The organism is Enterobacter sp. JBIWA003 (assembly GCF_019968825.1).
Taxonomy (GTDB): Bacteria; Pseudomonadota; Gammaproteobacteria; order Enterobacterales; family Enterobacteriaceae; genus Enterobacter; species Enterobacter quasiroggenkampii.
On record NZ_CP074172.1, the window covers coordinates 80779 to 97873 of the forward strand.

At 49.6% G+C, this 17095-nt stretch carries 20 protein-coding genes and 4 pseudogenes; 5 read left to right on the forward strand and 19 right to left on the reverse strand.

Going from position 1 to position 17095, the window contains the following annotated elements; translation table 11 throughout:
- Window positions 1–28: 28 nt before the first annotated feature.
- The 14 genes and pseudogenes from tssL to KGP25_RS26060 all read right to left on the reverse strand — a co-directional run.
- The gene (tssL, locus tag KGP25_RS25995; RefSeq protein WP_223540731.1) at window positions 29–727 is read right to left on the reverse strand and encodes a type VI secretion system protein TssL, short form; all 699 of its coding nucleotides are present in this window, start codon (window positions 725–727) and stop codon (window positions 29–31) included.
- A 288-nt stretch (window positions 728–1015) separates the two neighbouring features.
- Window positions 1016–1648, reverse strand: a complete 633-nt coding sequence (locus KGP25_RS26000) for a recombinase family protein (protein WP_223540732.1) — start codon at window positions 1646–1648, stop codon at window positions 1016–1018.
- 404 nt (window positions 1649–2052) lie between these two features.
- Entirely contained in the window at window positions 2053–2388 is a 336-nt protein-coding gene (locus KGP25_RS26005) for a hypothetical protein (protein WP_223540733.1), read from the reverse strand.
- Window positions 2389–2739: 351 nt separating this feature from the next.
- Window positions 2740–3027: a type II toxin-antitoxin system RelE/ParE family toxin gene (locus KGP25_RS26010; protein WP_223540734.1), complete on the reverse strand. Its 288-nt coding sequence runs from the start codon at window positions 3025–3027 to the stop codon at window positions 2740–2742.
- Window positions 3024–3275, reverse strand: a complete 252-nt coding sequence (locus KGP25_RS26015) for a type II toxin-antitoxin system Phd/YefM family antitoxin (protein ID WP_223540735.1) — start codon at window positions 3273–3275, stop codon at window positions 3024–3026. Before KGP25_RS26015 ends, KGP25_RS26010 begins: the two co-directional genes overlap by 4 nt.
- Window positions 3276–3446: 171 nt before the next feature.
- A complete protein-coding gene (locus tag KGP25_RS26020; protein ID WP_223540736.1) occupies window positions 3447–3764 on the reverse strand; it encodes a hypothetical protein in 318 nt (105 codons plus the stop codon).
- A gap of 355 nt (window positions 3765–4119) precedes the next feature.
- Window positions 4120–4407: a type II toxin-antitoxin system RelE/ParE family toxin gene (locus KGP25_RS26025; RefSeq protein ID WP_223540737.1), complete on the reverse strand. Its 288-nt coding sequence runs from the start codon at window positions 4405–4407 to the stop codon at window positions 4120–4122.
- Window positions 4404–4655, reverse strand: coding sequence for a type II toxin-antitoxin system Phd/YefM family antitoxin (locus KGP25_RS26030; RefSeq protein WP_172686957.1), 252 nt, complete (start codon window positions 4653–4655; stop codon window positions 4404–4406). The genes KGP25_RS26025 and KGP25_RS26030 overlap by 4 nt, the downstream gene beginning before the upstream one ends.
- 359 nt (window positions 4656–5014) lie before the next feature.
- Window positions 5015–5206 (reverse strand): hypothetical protein, encoded by a 192-nt coding sequence (locus tag KGP25_RS26035; RefSeq protein WP_176454398.1) that lies wholly within the window; start codon window positions 5204–5206, stop codon window positions 5015–5017.
- A 107-nt stretch (window positions 5207–5313) separates the two neighbouring features.
- On the reverse strand, window positions 5314–5616 hold the full coding sequence (locus tag KGP25_RS26040; protein ID WP_181244197.1) for a hypothetical protein: 303 nt from the start codon (window positions 5614–5616) through the stop codon (window positions 5314–5316).
- On the reverse strand, window positions 5613–6239 hold the full coding sequence (locus tag KGP25_RS26045; protein ID WP_223540738.1) for a ParA family plasmid-partitioning AAA ATPase: 627 nt from the start codon (window positions 6237–6239) through the stop codon (window positions 5613–5615). Before KGP25_RS26045 ends, KGP25_RS26040 begins: the two co-directional genes overlap by 4 nt.
- A gap of 169 nt (window positions 6240–6408) precedes the next feature.
- Window positions 6409–7683, reverse strand: a complete 1275-nt coding sequence (locus KGP25_RS26050; protein ID WP_223540739.1) for a Y-family DNA polymerase — start codon at window positions 7681–7683, stop codon at window positions 6409–6411.
- Window positions 7683–7760: pseudogene (locus KGP25_RS26055) on the reverse strand (peptidase); the annotation flags it as partial. The pseudogene KGP25_RS26055 and the gene KGP25_RS26050, both read right to left, overlap by 1 nt.
- Window positions 7761–7822: 62 nt before the next feature.
- Window positions 7823–8335, reverse strand: a pseudogene (locus KGP25_RS26060) (transposase); the annotation flags it as partial.
- A 15-nt stretch (window positions 8336–8350) separates the two neighbouring features.
- Here KGP25_RS26060 and istA point away from each other — a divergent pair.
- Together istA and istB are read left to right on the forward strand one after the other, a co-directional pair.
- Window positions 8351–9328 carry an IS21 family transposase gene (istA, locus tag KGP25_RS26065; protein ID WP_245405062.1) on the forward strand — a complete coding sequence of 326 codons (978 nt, stop codon included), beginning with the start codon at window positions 8351–8353 and terminating at the stop codon, window positions 9326–9328.
- Window positions 9325–10116 (forward strand): IS21-like element helper ATPase IstB, encoded by a 792-nt coding sequence (gene istB, locus KGP25_RS26070; RefSeq protein WP_223540741.1) that lies wholly within the window; start codon window positions 9325–9327, stop codon window positions 10114–10116. The genes istA and istB overlap by 4 nt, the downstream gene beginning before the upstream one ends.
- Window positions 10117–10178: 62 nt before the next feature.
- On the opposite strand, the pseudogene KGP25_RS26075 reads toward istB, so the two are convergent.
- The 5 genes and pseudogenes from KGP25_RS26075 to umuD form a co-directional block, all read right to left on the reverse strand.
- Window positions 10179–11000, reverse strand: a pseudogene (locus tag KGP25_RS26075) (IS256 family transposase); the annotation flags it as partial.
- Window positions 11001–11094: 94 nt separating this feature from the next.
- On the reverse strand, window positions 11095–11583 hold the full coding sequence (locus tag KGP25_RS26080; RefSeq protein WP_223540742.1) for a hypothetical protein: 489 nt from the start codon (window positions 11581–11583) through the stop codon (window positions 11095–11097).
- 599 nt (window positions 11584–12182) lie between these two features.
- Window positions 12183–12410 (reverse strand): annotated as a pseudogene (locus KGP25_RS26085) (AAA family ATPase); the annotation flags it as partial.
- Between the two features lie 193 nt (window positions 12411–12603).
- Window positions 12604–13878, reverse strand: coding sequence for a Y-family DNA polymerase (locus tag KGP25_RS26090; protein ID WP_223540739.1), 1275 nt, complete (start codon window positions 13876–13878; stop codon window positions 12604–12606).
- The gene (gene umuD, locus KGP25_RS26095; RefSeq protein ID WP_223540743.1) at window positions 13878–14297 is read right to left on the reverse strand and encodes a translesion error-prone DNA polymerase V autoproteolytic subunit; all 420 of its coding nucleotides are present in this window, start codon (window positions 14295–14297) and stop codon (window positions 13878–13880) included. The genes KGP25_RS26090 and umuD overlap by 1 nt, the downstream gene beginning before the upstream one ends.
- Window positions 14298–14754: 457 nt before the next feature.
- On the opposite strand from umuD, the gene KGP25_RS26100 reads away from it, so the two are divergent.
- The 3 genes from KGP25_RS26100 to KGP25_RS26110 all read left to right on the forward strand — a co-directional run bounded on the left by KGP25_RS26100 (window position 14755) and on the right by KGP25_RS26110 (window position 16828).
- Entirely contained in the window at window positions 14755–15435 is a 681-nt protein-coding gene (locus KGP25_RS26100) for a DNA methylase (RefSeq protein WP_223540744.1), read from the forward strand.
- Window positions 15435–15656 (forward strand): hypothetical protein, encoded by a 222-nt coding sequence (locus KGP25_RS26105; protein ID WP_223540774.1) that lies wholly within the window; start codon window positions 15435–15437, stop codon window positions 15654–15656. Before KGP25_RS26100 ends, KGP25_RS26105 begins: the two co-directional genes overlap by 1 nt.
- A gap of 152 nt (window positions 15657–15808) precedes the next feature.
- On the forward strand, window positions 15809–16828 hold the full coding sequence (locus tag KGP25_RS26110; RefSeq protein WP_223539455.1) for an IS110 family transposase: 1020 nt from the start codon (window positions 15809–15811) through the stop codon (window positions 16826–16828).
- Window positions 16829–17095: the final 267 nt, after the last annotated feature.

Genomic DNA, 17095 nt, shown 5'->3' on the forward strand with positions numbered 1-17095 from the left:
GACCTGCTTTCTCCCTGGTCAGTTGTTATCAGCTCAGCGTGAACCACTGTCCGAGCAAATAGTGCAGATGAACACTCATCGCGCAGGATGCGGCGACAATCAGCAGCAATCCCAGAAAGCGCATTACCCACGGCGAACGTCGCCAGAATCGAATGTCCGGGCGACGGTTGCGAATAAAGATCGGCGTGTTGATTTTGCCTTTGGCTGTGGGTAGCAGCTCGCTCAGCTGCTTAAGTAGCGATTGCCGTTCTTCGTTCTGTTCGCCACCATCCCGGTAAAATTTGCCCTGGTAGCCCAGCGTCAGCATGCGGTGGTAACAAGTAAGCATGGCTTCGGAGGGAGCAGGCTCTCTCAGCAATTTTTTAATATTCTCGTAGAAGTGTTCACCGCCCTGAAGACTCCACAGGAAACGACCCTGTAACGGCGTCTCTGAATACCAGACAGACACATCGGTATCGGGCTGAGTCATCACTGCTTCATCCAAAAAAACGCAGTGTGCGAACTTAATTTCATCGGAAAGATGGCTGGTAGCGCCAGCTTTATTGAGAGCTTCTTGAACTTGTTCAATCATGCTTTCGCAATGCTGATAAAGCGCTTTATCAACAACGACACCGGGAATATTCCTAATAGCCAGGGCGAGAAGCCATGTTTCCTGAAATATAGTATCGATGAATGAAGACGTGATGGGTACTACTTGCTCATCCATCCCTGAATCTGCTGAAGCCACGATGATATGTCCATGATATGAATAGCGCTTATTATACGAGCATCCTAATAGAGTTGCTACATATTGAGCAATACCTTAAATCTTCTCTCCGTCCTTCTGCGGCAGCTGTATATAATGTCGCGATACCGCTGACAGCCTAATGGCGGGTTATACTGCCTTTACTGAAATCATCCAGAACAGTACAAAGGAATACTTCCAACAACTCCTGTTCTCTTTGAGATATTCTTTCAGCCATATTCGCTCCATAAGCTTAATTGTTTGTTCTGAACCTAACGTGAATAAGTATCGTCAATCAGTATCCTGCTTATGATTGCCGTTACAGACCCTGATTACTGTCATCTTTGATACGCCAGCCAGGCGAGCTGTTTCGCGCAAAGATTTTCCGTTGACCAGGCGCAGAGTGCGTATCAGTTCATGTTTCTGTGCATCGGCCACCCTACCCCGGTATTTTCCTTCGGCTTTCGCCTTACTTATTCCCTCTGACTGACGACGTCGACGGTCTTCGTAATCTTTTCGGGCAATGGCGGCGAGCATATCCAGCATCATGCCATTTACGGCCTTCAGCATGCTTCGGGTAAAGTCATCACTTACTGTGCTGGATAGCGCCAGATGGCTGGTCGGTAGATCAAGACTGACGATGGCCAGCTGCTTGTCGGTAATTTGCTTTCTTAGTGTCTCCCAGCCTGCATCATCAAGTCGAGTAAGCCTGTCGACCTGTTCAATGAGAATGACATCACCTGGTTCCGCATCGCCAAGAAGTCTGATCAGTTCAGGGCGGTTCATTGTCGTACCTGAGACATTATCGATATACCAGCCAGCGATACGATTACCATGCTGGTTTGCAAACGCCTTCAGTGCATTTTTTGCACGACTGGCATCCTGCTCTGAAGTGGATGCCCGGAGGTAACCAAAAACGAACATTTTTTGCCCTTATGGTAACATTTAAGTGGTATTGCCAATAATGGTATCACTTATGTGGTAACAATAACATTCGTGGGTAATTTTTCGGATGGTATATATAGAGCATACCCAAATGTGACATGATGACGCGCCCGGCGGGCTTGTCCAACCCCTCGCCTGCTCAGATGCAAGCTCTGAACAGACTCACGGTTTCGGAAACAGGTCAACAAAAATAAATACGATCACCAGAAACATTTTGTAGACAATTTTTCCGATAGTGCCGAAATGTCCAGGTTAGAAAGCATTTTTCGTGCATTGCAGAAGGGCCGCGACGAGTGGAATAAGATGGCAAATATAATGCTGGGCAGAAAGCGCTGTATGTCTAACCGTGAGGCGAATTAAACGAGAGGTGTAAAAAAGGCCGCTCAAGCGGCCTTATTGCGGGAAATTGGTTTTTGCAAAGCAGCATCAATATCGCGAGAAATCTTGAGGTCTGAAAATATATTATTAATTGTTCCATTTAACATTAACACACAAATCGTATATAAAAAGGCCGCAAGCACTCCACTGATTGAAACTATCCAGTCATTTGTGATACCTAAGTATGAAAGCAGCACAAATGCAGAAATAGCGGTAATGATACCTCCAAAAACAATCAGAAAAAAAGAGTTCGTTCTCTTATAAGCATAAAGTACATTTGTAATAGCGCCCACAACAATAACAATTGCCACTCCAAAAGAAAAAATAATGCTGGAATCCATGCATCCTCCTTTGATTGCGATTTCAAAACACGATAACAGACCAGACCCTGCGCTGCCAGCAGAACAGGAAGTAACAACCCGAATGTCGAACTCAGGCTAAATCCCGTGCTGTCAGTCTGGCCCCCATCAGCATATACTAATCTTCCCACCCAATAACATAAAAATTAAAACTGTCGCTACAGGGAGCAATATAGCTAAGATAAACACGACTAGATTCTTTTTCTTACCAACATTGAATAATATACCAACTACCAACGATAAGAAAAAAAATGCAATTGGTACAGGCCATGTAATAGAGGGGTTATAACTTATTAACCCTAAATCAAAAATACACTCTTCCATGTCGAAAAATTACCTCATTCGTTCACTGGCAAGATTATAAACGTCACTGCGTTCACGTTTTCCTACAGCTACAACAGCGATAATTAATTGATCGTTAATCACCTGATAGACCAGACGAAAGCCAGACGCTCGAAGTTTGATTTTGTAGCAGTCCTTTATCCCGCGAAGTTTTGCTGAAGGGATATGCGGATTTTCACTGCACTTCTTTAGCTTTTTCGCAAATTGCTGTTGAATGACTGTATCCAGCTTCAGCCACTCTTTCAGCGCATCATCCCTGAATTTGACCTTATACGTCATAAATAACTATCCAGGTCCACGTCATGCAGCTGCTGGTTGCTGCGTTCGGCGACAAGCTTAACCAGTTCCTGATCGTCCAGGGCATCGAGCATTTTCTCGTATAGCTTTGCCGGAACACAGTAAAAGGCGGGCTGGTTGCGGTTAAGAATAGCAACCGGGTAGCCATCACCGGAGCTGACAGTCGCCATTGGGTTTTTCTTAAGTTCGCTGACACTGGCGCTTGTGTCACTGAGAATGATGTTGGGCATATACCACCTTTTGAGACCCTTTAACCAGTCTCTAAAATACACATGCAAAGACCTGTTAACAAGTCTTTTTACCATTTATTATGCAGGTGGACAAAATAACCTTTATGTCCAGCGTCGAAAGGATATAAACGGGAGGCGTAAAAAAGGCCGCTTGCGCGGCCTGATGATTGATTATGAACGGTTCAGCAACCGAGTGAACTGATCCCTCAGTCGGTTTTCTTCTGACTGGCGGCTAATCAGGGATTCCAGCATTTCCCGGTGTTCCGCAGACTGATTAACCGTATTTCGGCACTGTAGCTCTTGTGCAACAAGCCGCTGCTCATGCTCCAGCGCCTCTTTATCCCCCATTTTACAGGACAGGCGATGCCAGAAATTACGGTAGGAAGCATTGATTAACGCGATTTTATACAGTGCAAGTGCCTGAGAAACCTCACCCTCAACAGGGTTGGTTGTCAACGTAACTGGCGCATCATAAGGATAATCAGCCATATGAATACCTTCACAGGAAGATGTGTATACCCAAGAATAACAGGCCAGATCACGCCCCGCCAGTAGAACTGGACGGAATTTGCAGAATGTCCAACTTAGGCTATATCCCGTGCTGTCAGTCTGGCCCCCATCAGCACATACTAATCTTACCACCCAATAACATAAAAATTAAAACTGTCGCAACAGGGAGCAATATAGCTAAGATAAACACGACTAGATTCTTTTTCTTACCAACATTGAATAATATACCAACTACCAACGATAAGAAAAAAAATGCAATTGGTACAGGCCATGTAATAGAGGGGTTATAGCTTATTAACCCTAAATCAAAAATACACTCTTCCATGTCGAAAAATTACCTCATTCGTTCACTGGCAAGATTATAAACTTCACTGCGTTCACGTTTTCCTACAGCTACAACAGCGATAATTAATTGATCGTCAATCACCTGATAGACCAGACGAAAGCCAGACGCTCGAAGTTTGATTTTGTAGCAGTCCTTTATCCCGCGCAGTTTTGCTGAAGGGATATGCGGATTTTCACTGCACTTCTTCAGCTTTTTTGCAAACTGCTGCTGAATGGGCTTGTCCAGCTTTTGCCATTCTTTCAATGCATCGTCCCTGAATTTGACTGTATAAGTCATAGGTAGCTATCCAGATCCACGTCGTGAAGCGTCTGGCTGCTGCGTTCTGCGACAAGTTTAACCAGTTCCTGATCGTCGAGGGCATCGAGCATCTTCTCGTACAGCTCTGCCGGAACACAGTAAAAAGCTGGCTGGTTGCGGTTCAGAATAGCAACCGGGTAGCCATCACCAGCGCTGACCGTTGCCATAGGGTTTTTCTTGAGTTCGCTGACACTGGCACTTGTGTCACTGAGAATGATGTTGGGCATAGATTACCTTTTGAGACCGTTTAACTAGTCTCTAAAATACACCTAAAAAGACCTACTAACAAGTCTTTTTGCTATTTACTATGCAGGTGGACAAAATGACCTGTATGTCTAACGGCGCGGGAAATTAAACGAGAGGCGTAATAAAGGCCGCTGGCGCGGCCTTAGCTGTTTTTAAGAAATAGAAAATAGGCAACTATGCCTACACCTATACAGATAGGTGCATAAAACAGAAAATCATTATTGAACATGATTCACCTGCTGGATGTATGTTTAGATTAAAAATTATACAAAGCAAGATCCCGCGCAGCCAGCAGAACTGGACGTAATTACCGGAGTGTCCAACGGTACTGGGAATATGCCTACTGCCACATTGTAAATGGGTTTGGTAAAGAGGTACCAAAGAAAAACGTGAAAAGTGAAGCAAGGACAACACAGGTTAACCAAAGCCATTCAAGTTTTCCTGGTCTGAATAAGAGCCAGATAAATCCGGCTGCGATGGTGCCGCCAGCAAGACCACCAATTAAAGCTTCAGAGATTGTTGAGTATTCCATAAGTCAACTTTCCTATTTGTTATCAACAGCAAAGACCATTCTAACAAGATAACAAGATAACAAGATAACAAGATAACAAGATAACAAGATAACAAGATAACAAAGTGCTATCTTTGTTTGGCTTCTGCAATCAATCGTGATATCTCTGTTTTTGATAGTGTTTTTAGTGCTTCTACTGCCGCTCTGACAACATCAGAACGATTGACTCTGCCTTTACCTGAAACCATCTCTGCAGTTATAAGGTCATCAATGTCTTTTAGATTTTCTTCAAAAAAGGAAATACTCACTGGTTTTGCTTTACTTACAACCGATGATTTATCTGATGACTTTTTGGCATTATCAAGACCAGCCGTGCCACCGTTAATAAATGCTGCCTCGTCACGAGGTGGAGTGTTTGCTCTATTTCTCACAGAATAACCTCTTTAACTAACGCTTCGATTTCTTGCTGTGCTTTTTCATTTTGCGTTTCAAAAATTGTCATTGATTCGGCCCAGGCATCTCGATGTGCTTTACGATCACATACACGGGAGTTAGCCAGATGCATTTCCGGGTAATCCTTGAGTACGTCAGCTGCCTGATTGGCTTCATTAACAAACATGTTTGTGGGAGTCATGTTTAAAACGAGATATCCCCGAACATCCTCATTAAAATCTTTTGCTGCTGTAAAAACGGAGCATGTATGAGGCACAACATCCAGGTCCATCTGAGAAGGACGCAAAGGAGAAATGAATACATCTGCGGCCATCAATCCACTACGCATTTCCGCACTATCACGGCCAGCACAGTCTGCAATGACAAAATCATAGGATTTTTCGTGTTCCTTTAACATTGCTTTGATGTTGCCTGTTGCGCCTGTAACCGGAATATGGGGGAGATCTTCAGGGCGGTTGTTGTACCAGGTTAATACTGATTTCTGGTCATCTGCGTCGACAATAATCACTCTATTGCCTAGTGACATCAGATACGCAGCTATAGATACCGCCAGTGTACTTTTACCTACCCCACCCTTTTGACTACCCAATACTATTATCATTATAGCCTCATATTAAGTTGTTAAGCTAACAACTTAATATTGCCACCTGAACACGGATTTCGCAATTATTTTATTGTGTTAACAACTTAATAAATTGTTAACCATCTGATTTGTAATAATATCAAGATAACAAGATAACAAGATAACAAGTCTGTGGGGGCTTAGATATTCATAATCGGGCTACTGGCAAATCTGTCCATCTGGTGGTGTACGCAGGGGAAAGCATTTCTCGTTTCATTTGCCATTCAGGTGCGATGCCTCGTCCCGCAAACCACACTTTCCCCAGACCGGAATGGTTAATACCGTCCACGACTTTCATCAGCTGGTTGCTGTTGCTTCGGGGCTGAGTATCATCGAACAGGCTCAGCTGCGAAACCCCGTCAGGAGTGAAATCATTGAGCATACACCCCGCTTTAGCATATCGATGGCCATTCACCCAGATCCTATCAAGTGCTTTCACCGCTGCTGCTATGATGTCCCTGGTATCCTGCGTGGGGAGCATCAGCTTTTCACTGGCCACGTTCCCGTAATACGGTTCGTTCAACGCGAACGGTGACGTTTTCACAAATACCGCAATATGCCTGCAGAACTGACGCTCGCCGCGCAGCTTCTCAGCTGCACGCTCAGCGTACTGACAGACTGCCTGCCGCATAGCTTCATACGTCGTGACACGCTCCCCAAAGGACCGGCTGCAGACAATCTGCTGTTTCGGCGGGGGCGCTTCTTCCAGCGAAATGCAGCTTTCGCCGTTAAGCTCTCGCACAGTCCGTTCCAGAACGACGTTAAAGTTCCTGCGGATAAACGTAGGGTTTGCCAGTGATAGCTGCAGGGCTGTGGTGATCCCCATGACCTTCAGCTTTTTCGCTATCCGGTTTCCCACGCCCCAAATCTCCTCCACCGGTTGCAGACTAAGTAATTTTGCTGTGCGGCGGGGATTATCTGGTGACAACGCCAGAACACCTCTGAATTGCGGCCATTGTTTCGAGGCCCACTGGGCTGATTTTGCTAAAGTTTTGCTCATCCCAAACCCCACTCCAATTGTCAGCCCGGTTCCACTCAGAACGTGCCCGCGCAGCTGCCTGCCAAAGTCCTCCAGGTCCATACAATGATCGATACCGCTGGCATCCACGAAACATTCATCAATTGAATACTGTTCGACATGAGGAGATAGTTCTTCCAGCAACGAAACCACACGGTTGCTGAGACTCGCGTAAAGTTCATAGTTGCTTGAAAATACGTATAATTTCTCAGAAAACTGCGCGTCTCTCAACTGGAACCAGGGGGTGCCCATTTTTATGCTTAACCGCTGCTTGGCTTCCGCGCTGCGGGCAATAACACAGCCATCGTTATTGCTGAGGACGACGACGGCTTTGTCCCGGAGGTCAGGCCGGAACACTTTCTCGCAGCTGGCGTAGAACGAATTCACATCCGCGAGCGCAAACATCAGTCGGTACTCCGGGTTTTGTGCACAAATGCTGTCACGACGCCGAATATGTGCAGGGTTTCCGGATAAAGAGTGGGAGGTCGAGTCCGTCAAGGTGGTGTAAATTCAGAGCCAGCCTTCCGGTCCGGTAATATGTCTGTTAAGCGCTGAGTGGCAGCGCCTCGATCACATCGTTTTCTGCGGTCTGATCTATCTCCGCCATGCTGTGCTGCGGCAGGTAGCGGTTCTGCAACAGCCATTCTTCGTTCTGCTCCGTCAGCACTGCACCCAGAAGCCGGGTTATGCTCTCTTCGTTGGGGAAGATACCTACCACGTCGGAACGCCGCTTCACCTCTTTATTCAGCCGCTCCAGTGTATTCGTCGAGTGGATTTTCACCCGGTGCGCTTTCGGGAAGCCGAAGTATGCCAGCACGTCCGCTTCCGCCTCATCCATCATCTCCGTGACCGACGGGAAGCTTTTCTCCAGTTGGGCTGCAACCTCGCGCCAGGTGGCATGGGCGCTTTGTTCTTCGGTCTGCACGAACACTTGTTGTTAGTACCGATGTAAAAATGACCCACATGCCAATGTAAAACGGACCCACCATGGGTAAAACTGGCAGTTTTAAGCGAGCTGCCGATGCTAACATTGGAGTTAAGAGTGGAGATTGCTGTTCTTCGTCGGCAAGGCATGTCCATCCGTGCTATTGCCCGTCATTTGAGGTGTTCCCGCCAGACTATCCGGCGTTATATCCGCATGGGAGATGCTGCGTCCTCATCCCGTTATTCCACCAGAGCTCCACGCCCGGGCAAGCTTGATCCGTTCAAGGCTTATATCAACGAACGTGTCGAGGCTGCCCGACCACACTGGATACCCGCCAGCGTTATGCTTCAGGAGATCCGCGCACGAGGCTATTCCGGCGGCTACAGCATGCTGACCGCTTATTTATTTCCGTTGAAGCAACAACCCGCTGAGCCGGTGGTTCGGTTTGAGACAGAACCGGGCGAGCAGATGCAGGTTGACTTCACCATCATTCGTCAGGGTTCGAGCCCTCTCCTGGCGATAGTCGCCACTCTGGGCTGGAGCCGGGCTACTTACGTCCGCTTTTACGCGAACCAGGATACCGCTGCATGGTGCGACGGGATTGAACATGCACTGGCCTTCTTCGGCGGCACGCCACGGCATCTGCTGTTTGATAATGCTAAGGCCATTATTCTGGAGCGGGACGTCTATGGCGAGGGGCTTCATCGCTGGAACCCTACGCTACTGGCTTTAGCCGAGAAGTACGGCTTTACGCCCAGAGTTTGTCGGCCTTATCGCGCGAAGACTAAGGGTAAAGTTGAACGCTTTAACCGCTATCTCAAGGAGAGTTTTGTCGTACCGCTGGCGACAACGTTCAAGCAGTCGGGCCTTCTCCTGGATGTTGACTCCGCCAACGCCCGTGTTGGGGCATGGCTTGTTCATACGGCTAACGCCCGGAAGCACGGTACGACCGGGGTTCCTCCTGACCAGCGATTACAGAAGGAGCTCGCAGCATTGCTGCCATTGCCGGCACCAGGGCCGTTCTCCGTTCCCCGACTGGCCGATGCTCCCCGACGGGCTCTGCCAGTAGAGAGTATTCAGCACCCTCTGTCGGTTTATCAGTCCTTACTGGAGGAGCGTTCATGAGTGATCTTCAGCATCAACGCATTGATGAGCTATGCCAGCAGTTTCGCCTCGATCGTATTGCATCCGAGTGGCCTGCTCTGGCCCAGAAGGCGATAGATGACACCGCGTCATTCGGGGATTTTCTTGAGCAACTTCTGAAGCTGGAGGCGGACAGCCGTGATGAGCGTCGGCGCCAGACGCTGTTACGCCTTTCTGGTTTGCCAGCGATCAAGACGCTGGAACAGTTTGACTTCAAGTTCGCCAGCGGTGCTCCCCGGGCGCAGATACAAGAACTGACAAGTCTGGCATTCATCGAACGGCAGGAGAACATCGTGTTCCTGGGGCCCTCTGGTGTAGGTAAAAGCCATCTTGCCGCTGCTCTCGCGTACCGGTGTGCCATGGCCGGGCTGAGTACCCGGTTTATCACCGCCGCGGACATGATGTTGCAGTTGGTTGCCGCCCATCGTCAGGGTGAACTTAAAGGCTATCTGAACCGCATCATTCACAAGCCACGACTGCTGGTAATTGACGAGATTGGCTACCTGCCGTTCGGTAAGGAGGAAGCCAACCTGTTCTTCCAGGTTGTTGCCAGACGCTACGAGTCAGGCAGTCTGATATTGACCAGTAATCTGCCATTTACACAGTGGTCAGGAACCTTTGGGGATGACGAGACGCTCACAGCAGCGATGTTGGATCGTTTGCTACATCATGCCCACATTGTTCAGATTAGCGGGCAAAGTTACAGGCTGAAGGATAAGTTAAAAAGTGGTCAGTTGAAGAAGTCTGCAACCGCCGACATTTCTGGCTAACCGCTAACAGGGGTGGGTCTGTTTTACTTTGGCAGGGTGGGTCACTATTCGATCGGTATTGACAACTGTTGCAGGGCCGCACGGACCACCGACTGACTGGCCCGGTTGACGCGACCCAGCACGTTGCGCATGAAGTGGACACGGCAGCGCTGCCAGCTGGCACAGAACACCTGCTGTATTGCCGCCTTCAGGCCGCTGTGCGAGTCGGAGATAACCAGCTTCACGCCTTCGAGACCACGCTCTTTCAGGCTCAGCAGGAAGGCCAGCCAGAACGCTTTGGCTTCTGACTCGCCGATGCCCATTCCGATGATTTCCCGGCGACCGTCCGAGTTAACCGCGCAGGCGATTATCACTGCCACGCTGACCACCCGGCCGTTCTTGCGGACCTTCACATAGGTCGCGTCCAGCCACAGATAAGGCCATTCGCCCTCCAGCGGTCGTTGCATGAAGGCCTGCACGCGCTCATCGATGCCACGACAGATGGACGACACCTGACTGCGGGAGATGCCGGTCATCCCCATCGACTGGACCAGCGCGTCCACTTTGCGGGTGGATACACCGTTGATCCACGCTTCCTGGATAACCGCGTTGAGGGCCTTCTCAGAGAGCCTTCGGGCCTCGAGGAAGGGCGGGAAGTATGAGCCTTCCCGCAGCTTCGGGATACGCAGGTCCAGTGTGCCCAAACGGGTGTTATACTGACGGTCACGGTAGCCGTTGCGGTAGGTCTCACGCTCATCACTGCGCTCATGAGGCTCTGCATTGATGCGCTGGGTAACATCCGCTTCCATGATGCGGTTGAGCATAAACTCGGTGAGCTCACGCAGAAAATCCTCACCGCCAAGTTGCATCAGGGTATTGCTGAATGTCATACTGTTGTCAGCCATCGGTTGACTCCTTAATTAAGATAATGCTTTTGCAACCATTACCTTACCGGATAAGCCGATGGCTCTCACCATCCTGCCGAATTTACACCACGCCCTAAGACTCTACCACTCTACCCTGCCATTTAGCCGTTTTTAAATTGAATTCGTTCGGGCCGCCGTGAGGTGCTATTGTGGCTCTTAGCTCAAAGTTGGCCCCCCCAGCACTAAGCCATTTTTCAGAGAACCAGCCGATTAGAACTTCCGTAGCAACACGCCAGGCATCAAACTCATCTAACTCTATGAATGGGTCCTCGAATTCCAGCGGGTAAACTCCAGATATGCTAATGAGCCCAGGATCTACAGGAGATGGATACTCAGCCTTTCCATCGACATACACGAAAAACTCAGAGTTACTCGAATCTATGAAAAAAGCACGGACAGGGAATCCCTGCGTAAATTCATAACCGAAGACTTCGAAATGAATAGCAACCACTTCCGTAGGATAACGATATGCGATCAGCTGTGACAGAATTGGGGTAATACTTTGGTCTAAAGCATCTAAATAGCGCCTGACACCAGCTCTAAATTCCTTCTCTTTATTCATTGCATCATAGTCTCATTGTGTAATTTGCTCATAACAGTGATTAGATAGAAGGCAGCACTAATCCGATAGCAGAGCCTTCCATATAACTCCGATCTGCCCTGATTTTTGCCATAAAAAATCAAAGTAAATCAAAGTATTACTAGTCCACCTCTGATACTTGAATGTATTCGCTTGCCCCCTCTTTTTATTCTACCATAACTACTGTATAAAAAAAGTTCTGTTGCATTAAGGGATAGAGCGCGAGAAAGTTTGCAGCCCCTGTTTTTTAGGCAATCATCAGATAGAACAATAGCGCCCTTACAGGGCGAGCGTCACGGCTTTGCCGTTCCGATGGTGTTCATGCCCGGCTCACGGCTTTATACTCTGCGGTATGTTAATACCCGAAGGATATCTCCAGCATGCCGCGCAACAAATCTCCGAAAAAACGTAAACAGCACAAACCCGGAAAACCCGGCAGGTCTCCTGCTGACGGGCGTATTCCGTACCGACACTATCCCAAACGATTCATGGTCTCCGCGCCTCCTGAGCACGGCCATGAGACCCCGCATGAGTTCTTTTATGACAGTCCCGAAGAAGCCATACAGCACTCCGTCCGCCTAGGATTTTCCGTGTTCCTTTAACATTGCTTTGATGTTGCCTGTTGCGCCTGTAACCGGAATATGGGGGAGATCTTCAGGGCGGTTGTTGTACCAGGTTAATACTGATTTCTGGTCATCTGCGTCGACAATAATCACTCTATTGCCTAGTGACATCAGATACGCAGCTATAGATACCGCCAGTGTACTTTTACCTACCCCACCCTTTTGACTACCCAATACTATTATCATTATAGCCTCATATTAAGTTGTTAAGCTAACAACTTAATATTGCCACCTGAACACGGATTTCGCAATTATTTTATTGTGTTAACAACTTAATAAATTGTTAACCATCTGATTTGTAATAATATCAAGATATCAAGATATCAAGATAACAAGATAACAAGATAACAAGATAACAAGTCTGTGGGGGCTTAGATATTCATAATCGGGCTACTGGCAAATCTGTCCATCTGGTGGTGTACGCAGGGGAAAGCATTTCTCGTTTCATTTGCCATTCAGGTGCGATGCCTCGTCCCGCAAACCACACTTTCCCCAGACCGGAATGGTTAATACCGTCCACGACTTTCATCAGCTGGTTGCTGTTGCTTCGGGGCTGAGTATCATCGAACAGGCTCAGCTGCGAAACCCCGTCAGGAGTGAAATCATTGAGCATACACCCCGCTTTAGCATATCGATGGCCATTCACCCAGATCCTATCAAGTGCTTTCACCGCTGCTGCTATGATGTCCCTGGTATCCTGCGTGGGGAGCATCAGCTTTTCACTGGCCACGTTCCCGTAATACGGTTCGTTCAACGCGAACGGTGACGTTTTCACAAATACCGCAATATGCCTGCAGAACTGACGCTCGCCGCGCAGCTTCTCAGCTGCACGCTCAGCGTACTGACAGACTGCCTGCCGCATAGCTTCATACGTCGTGACACGCTCCCCAAAGGACCGGCTGCAGACAATCTGCTGTTTCGGCGGGGGCGCTTCTTCCAGCGAAATGCAGCTTTCGCCGTTAAGCTCTCGCACAGTCCGTTCCAGAACGACGTTAAAGTTCCTGCGGATAAACGTAGGGTTTGCCAGTGATAGCTGCAGGGCTGTGGTGATCCCCATGACCTTCAGCTTTTTCGCTATCCGGTTTCCCACGCCCCAAATCTCCTCCACCGGTTGCAGACTAAGTAATTTTGCTGTGCGGCGGGGATTATCTGGTGACAACGCCAGAACACCTCTGAATTGCGGCCATTGTTTCGAGGCCCACTGGGCTGATTTTGCTAAAGTTTTGCTCATCCCAAACCCCACTCCAATTGTCAGCCCGGTTCCACTCAGAACGTGCCCGCGCAGCTGCCTGCCAAAGTCCTCCAGGTCCATACAATGATCGATACCGCTGGCATCCACGAAACATTCATCAATTGAATACTGTTCGACATGAGGAGATAGTTCTTCCAGCAACGAAACCACACGGTTGCTGAGACTCGCGTAAAGTTCATAGTTGCTTGAAAATACGTATAATTTCTCAGAAAACTGCGCGTCTCTCAACTGGAACCAGGGGGTGCCCATTTTTATGCTTAACCGCTGCTTGGCTTCCGCGCTGCGGGCAATAACACAGCCATCGTTATTGCTGAGGACGACGACGGCTTTGTCCCGGAGGTCAGGCCGGAACACTTTCTCGCAGCTGGCGTAGAACGAATTCACATCTGCGAGCGCAAACATCAGTCGGTACTCCGGGTTTTGTGCACAAATGCTGTCACGACGCCGAATATGTGCAGGGTTTCCGGATAAAGAGTGGGATAAGCAGGGTTCATTGCCTGGAGCGCAGGGCGGGGTTTTAAGAGCAGCCGCTTCACTGTGAACTCTCCGTCTATTTCCGCAATGACAATATCGCCGTGCTGAGGCTGCTCGGCCTTGTCCACAACCAGCAGATCGCCGGAGTGCAGCCCGATGTCAGTCATGGAATTGCCGGTTGCCCGGACAAAAAAAGTCGAGCTGCGTCTGCGGATGCAGTAATCGTTCAGATCCAGCTCCGCCTCGACGTAATCCTGTGCCGGGGAAGGAAAGCCCGCCGAGACGCGCTCCGTAAAAAGCGGAAGCAGGAGCGGATCGGGATCGGTGGCGCTGCGTACAACAAACATGGCACGTACTCCTTATAATAATACTGTTTTTATATACAGTATTATTGATCGGGCGTTTGCCTGCAAGCGCAGTACGCGGTGGGATGTTCAGCTGTCTGATTTGATGACGAATTTAGGCACACCGTAAAACGGAAGTCGCTCCGCTCCGCTGTTATGCGCTTCGCGCGCGGGCGACCACTGCCCGGAGCCAGTGTGCCGCGTCCGGTGGCCACGGGACGGGCGATTTTTCCGCTCACGTCCGGCGTCGTGGCTATTTTACGCCGTCCGCTCGCAATGTAAGGCGCGCCCTTCAAGCTGCTTTCGCGGCATATCCTCGCCGTCATAACGGCATGACGGCTGCGGTATTCCACGGTCAGCCTGACCCGTTACCGGACGCGACGTAAAGGCTCCGGGCAGCAGGGAACGGGCGCCGTGGTGGCGCCCTCCTGGGTGCCCCCTGTAACCGCGAGGTATCTCTATGTCCCGTTTCATCCTGGGTAACTGCGTCCATATCATGTCCGGCTTTCCGGATAACGCTGTCGATTTCATCCTTACCGACCCACCATATCTGGTAGGTTTTCGTGACCGTTCAGGGCGCACGCTTGCCGGAGACCGGACGGACGAATGGCTCCAGCCCGCCTGCAATGAGATGTACCGCGTCCTCAAAAAAGATGCGCTGATGGTCAGCTTTTACGGCTGGAACCGCGTCGATCGCTTCATGGCCGCGTGGAAAAGTGCCGGGTTCAGCGTGGTAGGGCATCTGGTGTTCACCAAAACGTACTCGTCTAAATCGGCGTATGTCGGCTACCGTCATGAATGCGCTTATATCCTGGCGAAGGGCCGCCCGGCGCTGCCGCATAACCCGTTACCGGACGTGCTGGGCTGGAAATACAGCGGCAACCGCCACCACCCGACCGAAAAGCCTGTTACCAGTCTGCAACCGCTGATCGAGAGCTTCACACATCCGAACGCCATTGTTCTCGACCCCTTTGCCGGTTCCGGCTCCACCTGTGTTGCCGCCGTCCAGGCAGGGCGCCGTTATATCGGGATTGAGCTGATGGAGCAGTACCACAAAGCGGGAATTGAGCGCCTGTCTGCCGTGCAGCGTGCTATGCAGCGCCCGGCCGCCAACGACGTCTTTTATCCGGAGGCCGCGTGATGAACTATGCCGGACACGAAAAACTCCGCGCAGAAGTGGCGGAAATCGCCAACAACATGTGTGACCTGCGGGTGATGCTGAACGGTATGGAGTACCGCTACCGCTTTGACTCCGATGTGCTGGCCGAACGCCTGACCCGTCAGACCCTTTTTCGCATCAATGCCCTGTTTATGGCGGCGTACAACGAAATTCTTGAGCTGGATGCCTGCTTTAAGGACTAAGGAAATGTAATGAACGCATCCTACTCATTAAGTTCGGAGCAACATGATGGTTGAAAGCGTGAAGTCGGCAGGTGTGGAGTCTCGCAGATTTTCGGCATCATAGTGCCCAATACGGGATGCATAAAGCTCCCTCAGACTGGAGACTCCACAGCATGAAATATACACCGGTTGGCGTTGATATCGCAAAACATCTGATTCAGGTTCACTTCATCAATGAGCACACAGGTGAAGTGGTGGATAAACAGGTACGCAGTAAAGACTTTCTGGCTTTCTTCAGTAACCGGGAACCCTGCCTGATTGGTATGGAGGCCTGTGGAGGTTCTCAGCATTGGGCGCGGGAACTGGAAAAGCTGGGGCATAAAGTCCGGCTGATGCAGGGAAGGTTCGTCAAGGCGTTCGTCATGGGCAACAAGAACGATGTCATGGATGCCCGCGCTATCTGGATGGCGGTACAGCAGCCAGGGAAGGCGATAGCCGTAAAAACGGAAGAACAGCAATCGGTACTGGTTATACACCGTTCACGCAGACAACTGGTGAAGTTCAGAACTGCACAGATTAACGCGCTGCACGGGACATTGCTGGAGTTTGGCGAAACCATCCACAAAGGCCGGGCAGCGATGGACAGGGAATTACCGGCAGCCCTGGAGCGCCTGAAGGAGAAACTGCCACCGTATCTTATCACCGTACTGGAAGACCAGTACCACAGGCTGAATGAGCTGGATACGCTGATAGATGGCCTTGAAAAACAGCTTAACAGTGTGGCGCGACAGAATGAAACCTGTAAGCGACTGATGGAAATTCCCGGTGTGGGACCGTTAATCGCTACAGCGGCGGTTGCCACCATGGGAGAAGCATCCGCGTTTAAATCAGGGCGAGAGTTCGCCGCTTATGTCGGCCTTGTACCGAAACAAACGGGTTCAGGAGGGAAAGTTCGCCTGTTGGGGATAAGCAAACGCGGTGACACTTATTTGCGAACTCTGTTTATCCACGGAGCAAGGGCTGCTTCATTAGTAGCGAAAGAGCCCGGCCCATGGATAACAGAACTGAAAAAACGGCGTCCGACCAGTGTGGCTATCGTAGCGATGGCAAACAAACTGGCGCGGACGGTATGGGCGATAGCAGCCCATGATCGTCAATACGATAAAAATCATGTCAGTGTCAGGCCGTATTAATCGCTGATACCGACAAACATTAACTCTTAAAAAAGGGTGAATGCTGAAAGGTTGCTATGGTGGACAGAGTGATGACAAAGACAGGTAAGACCGGGACTCGCTAAACCTGAATATTTTTCTGAGCTTAAAGCTCGCTAAGGAAATAAGGCGTGAGTCAGCGGATTACATAGGGGCTCGCAGCTTTATGGCTGCAAAAAAGCCGGATATAAAACTGTAACCTACCCGTCAGAGTCAGAACAATGGATGCCTTGCAAACGGGATGCGTTC

Excerpts from the sequence above, each read along its gene's own strand:
- KGP25_RS26000 (WP_223540732.1), bottom strand. The coding sequence starts at position 1,648 with ATGTTCGTTTTTGGTTACCTCCGGGCATCCACTTCAGAGCAGGATGCC.
- KGP25_RS26005 (WP_223540733.1), bottom strand. The coding sequence starts at position 2,388 with ATGGATTCCAGCATTATTTTTTCTTTTGGAGTGGCAATTGTTATTGTT.
- KGP25_RS26010 (WP_223540734.1), bottom strand. The coding sequence starts at position 3,027 with ATGACGTATAAGGTCAAATTCAGGGATGATGCGCTGAAAGAGTGGCTG.
- KGP25_RS26015 (WP_223540735.1), bottom strand. The coding sequence starts at position 3,275 with ATGCCCAACATCATTCTCAGTGACACAAGCGCCAGTGTCAGCGAACTT.
- KGP25_RS26020 (WP_223540736.1), bottom strand. The coding sequence starts at position 3,764 with ATGGCTGATTATCCTTATGATGCGCCAGTTACGTTGACAACCAACCCT.
- KGP25_RS26025 (WP_223540737.1), bottom strand. The coding sequence starts at position 4,407 with ATGACTTATACAGTCAAATTCAGGGACGATGCATTGAAAGAATGGCAA.
- KGP25_RS26030 (WP_172686957.1), bottom strand. The coding sequence starts at position 4,655 with ATGCCCAACATCATTCTCAGTGACACAAGTGCCAGTGTCAGCGAACTC.
- KGP25_RS26035 (WP_176454398.1), bottom strand. The coding sequence starts at position 5,206 with ATGGAATACTCAACAATCTCTGAAGCTTTAATTGGTGGTCTTGCTGGC.
- KGP25_RS26045 (WP_223540738.1), bottom strand. The coding sequence starts at position 6,239 with ATGATAATAGTATTGGGTAGTCAAAAGGGTGGGGTAGGTAAAAGTACA.
- KGP25_RS26050 (WP_223540739.1), bottom strand. The coding sequence starts at position 7,683 with ATGTTTGCGCTCGCGGATGTGAATTCGTTCTACGCCAGCTGCGAGAAA.
- istA (WP_245405062.1), top strand. The coding sequence starts at position 8,351 with ATGTCCATCCGTGCTATTGCCCGTCATTTGAGGTGTTCCCGCCAGACT.
- istB (WP_223540741.1), top strand. The coding sequence starts at position 9,325 with ATGAGTGATCTTCAGCATCAACGCATTGATGAGCTATGCCAGCAGTTT.
- KGP25_RS26080 (WP_223540742.1), bottom strand. The coding sequence starts at position 11,583 with ATGAATAAAGAGAAGGAATTTAGAGCTGGTGTCAGGCGCTATTTAGAT.
- KGP25_RS26090 (WP_223540739.1), bottom strand. The coding sequence starts at position 13,878 with ATGTTTGCGCTCGCAGATGTGAATTCGTTCTACGCCAGCTGCGAGAAA.
- umuD (WP_223540743.1), bottom strand. The coding sequence starts at position 14,297 with ATGTTTGTTGTACGCAGCGCCACCGATCCCGATCCGCTCCTGCTTCCG.
- KGP25_RS26100 (WP_223540744.1), top strand. The coding sequence starts at position 14,755 with ATGTCCCGTTTCATCCTGGGTAACTGCGTCCATATCATGTCCGGCTTT.
- KGP25_RS26105 (WP_223540774.1), top strand. The coding sequence starts at position 15,435 with ATGAACTATGCCGGACACGAAAAACTCCGCGCAGAAGTGGCGGAAATC.
- KGP25_RS26110 (WP_223539455.1), top strand. The coding sequence starts at position 15,809 with ATGAAATATACACCGGTTGGCGTTGATATCGCAAAACATCTGATTCAG.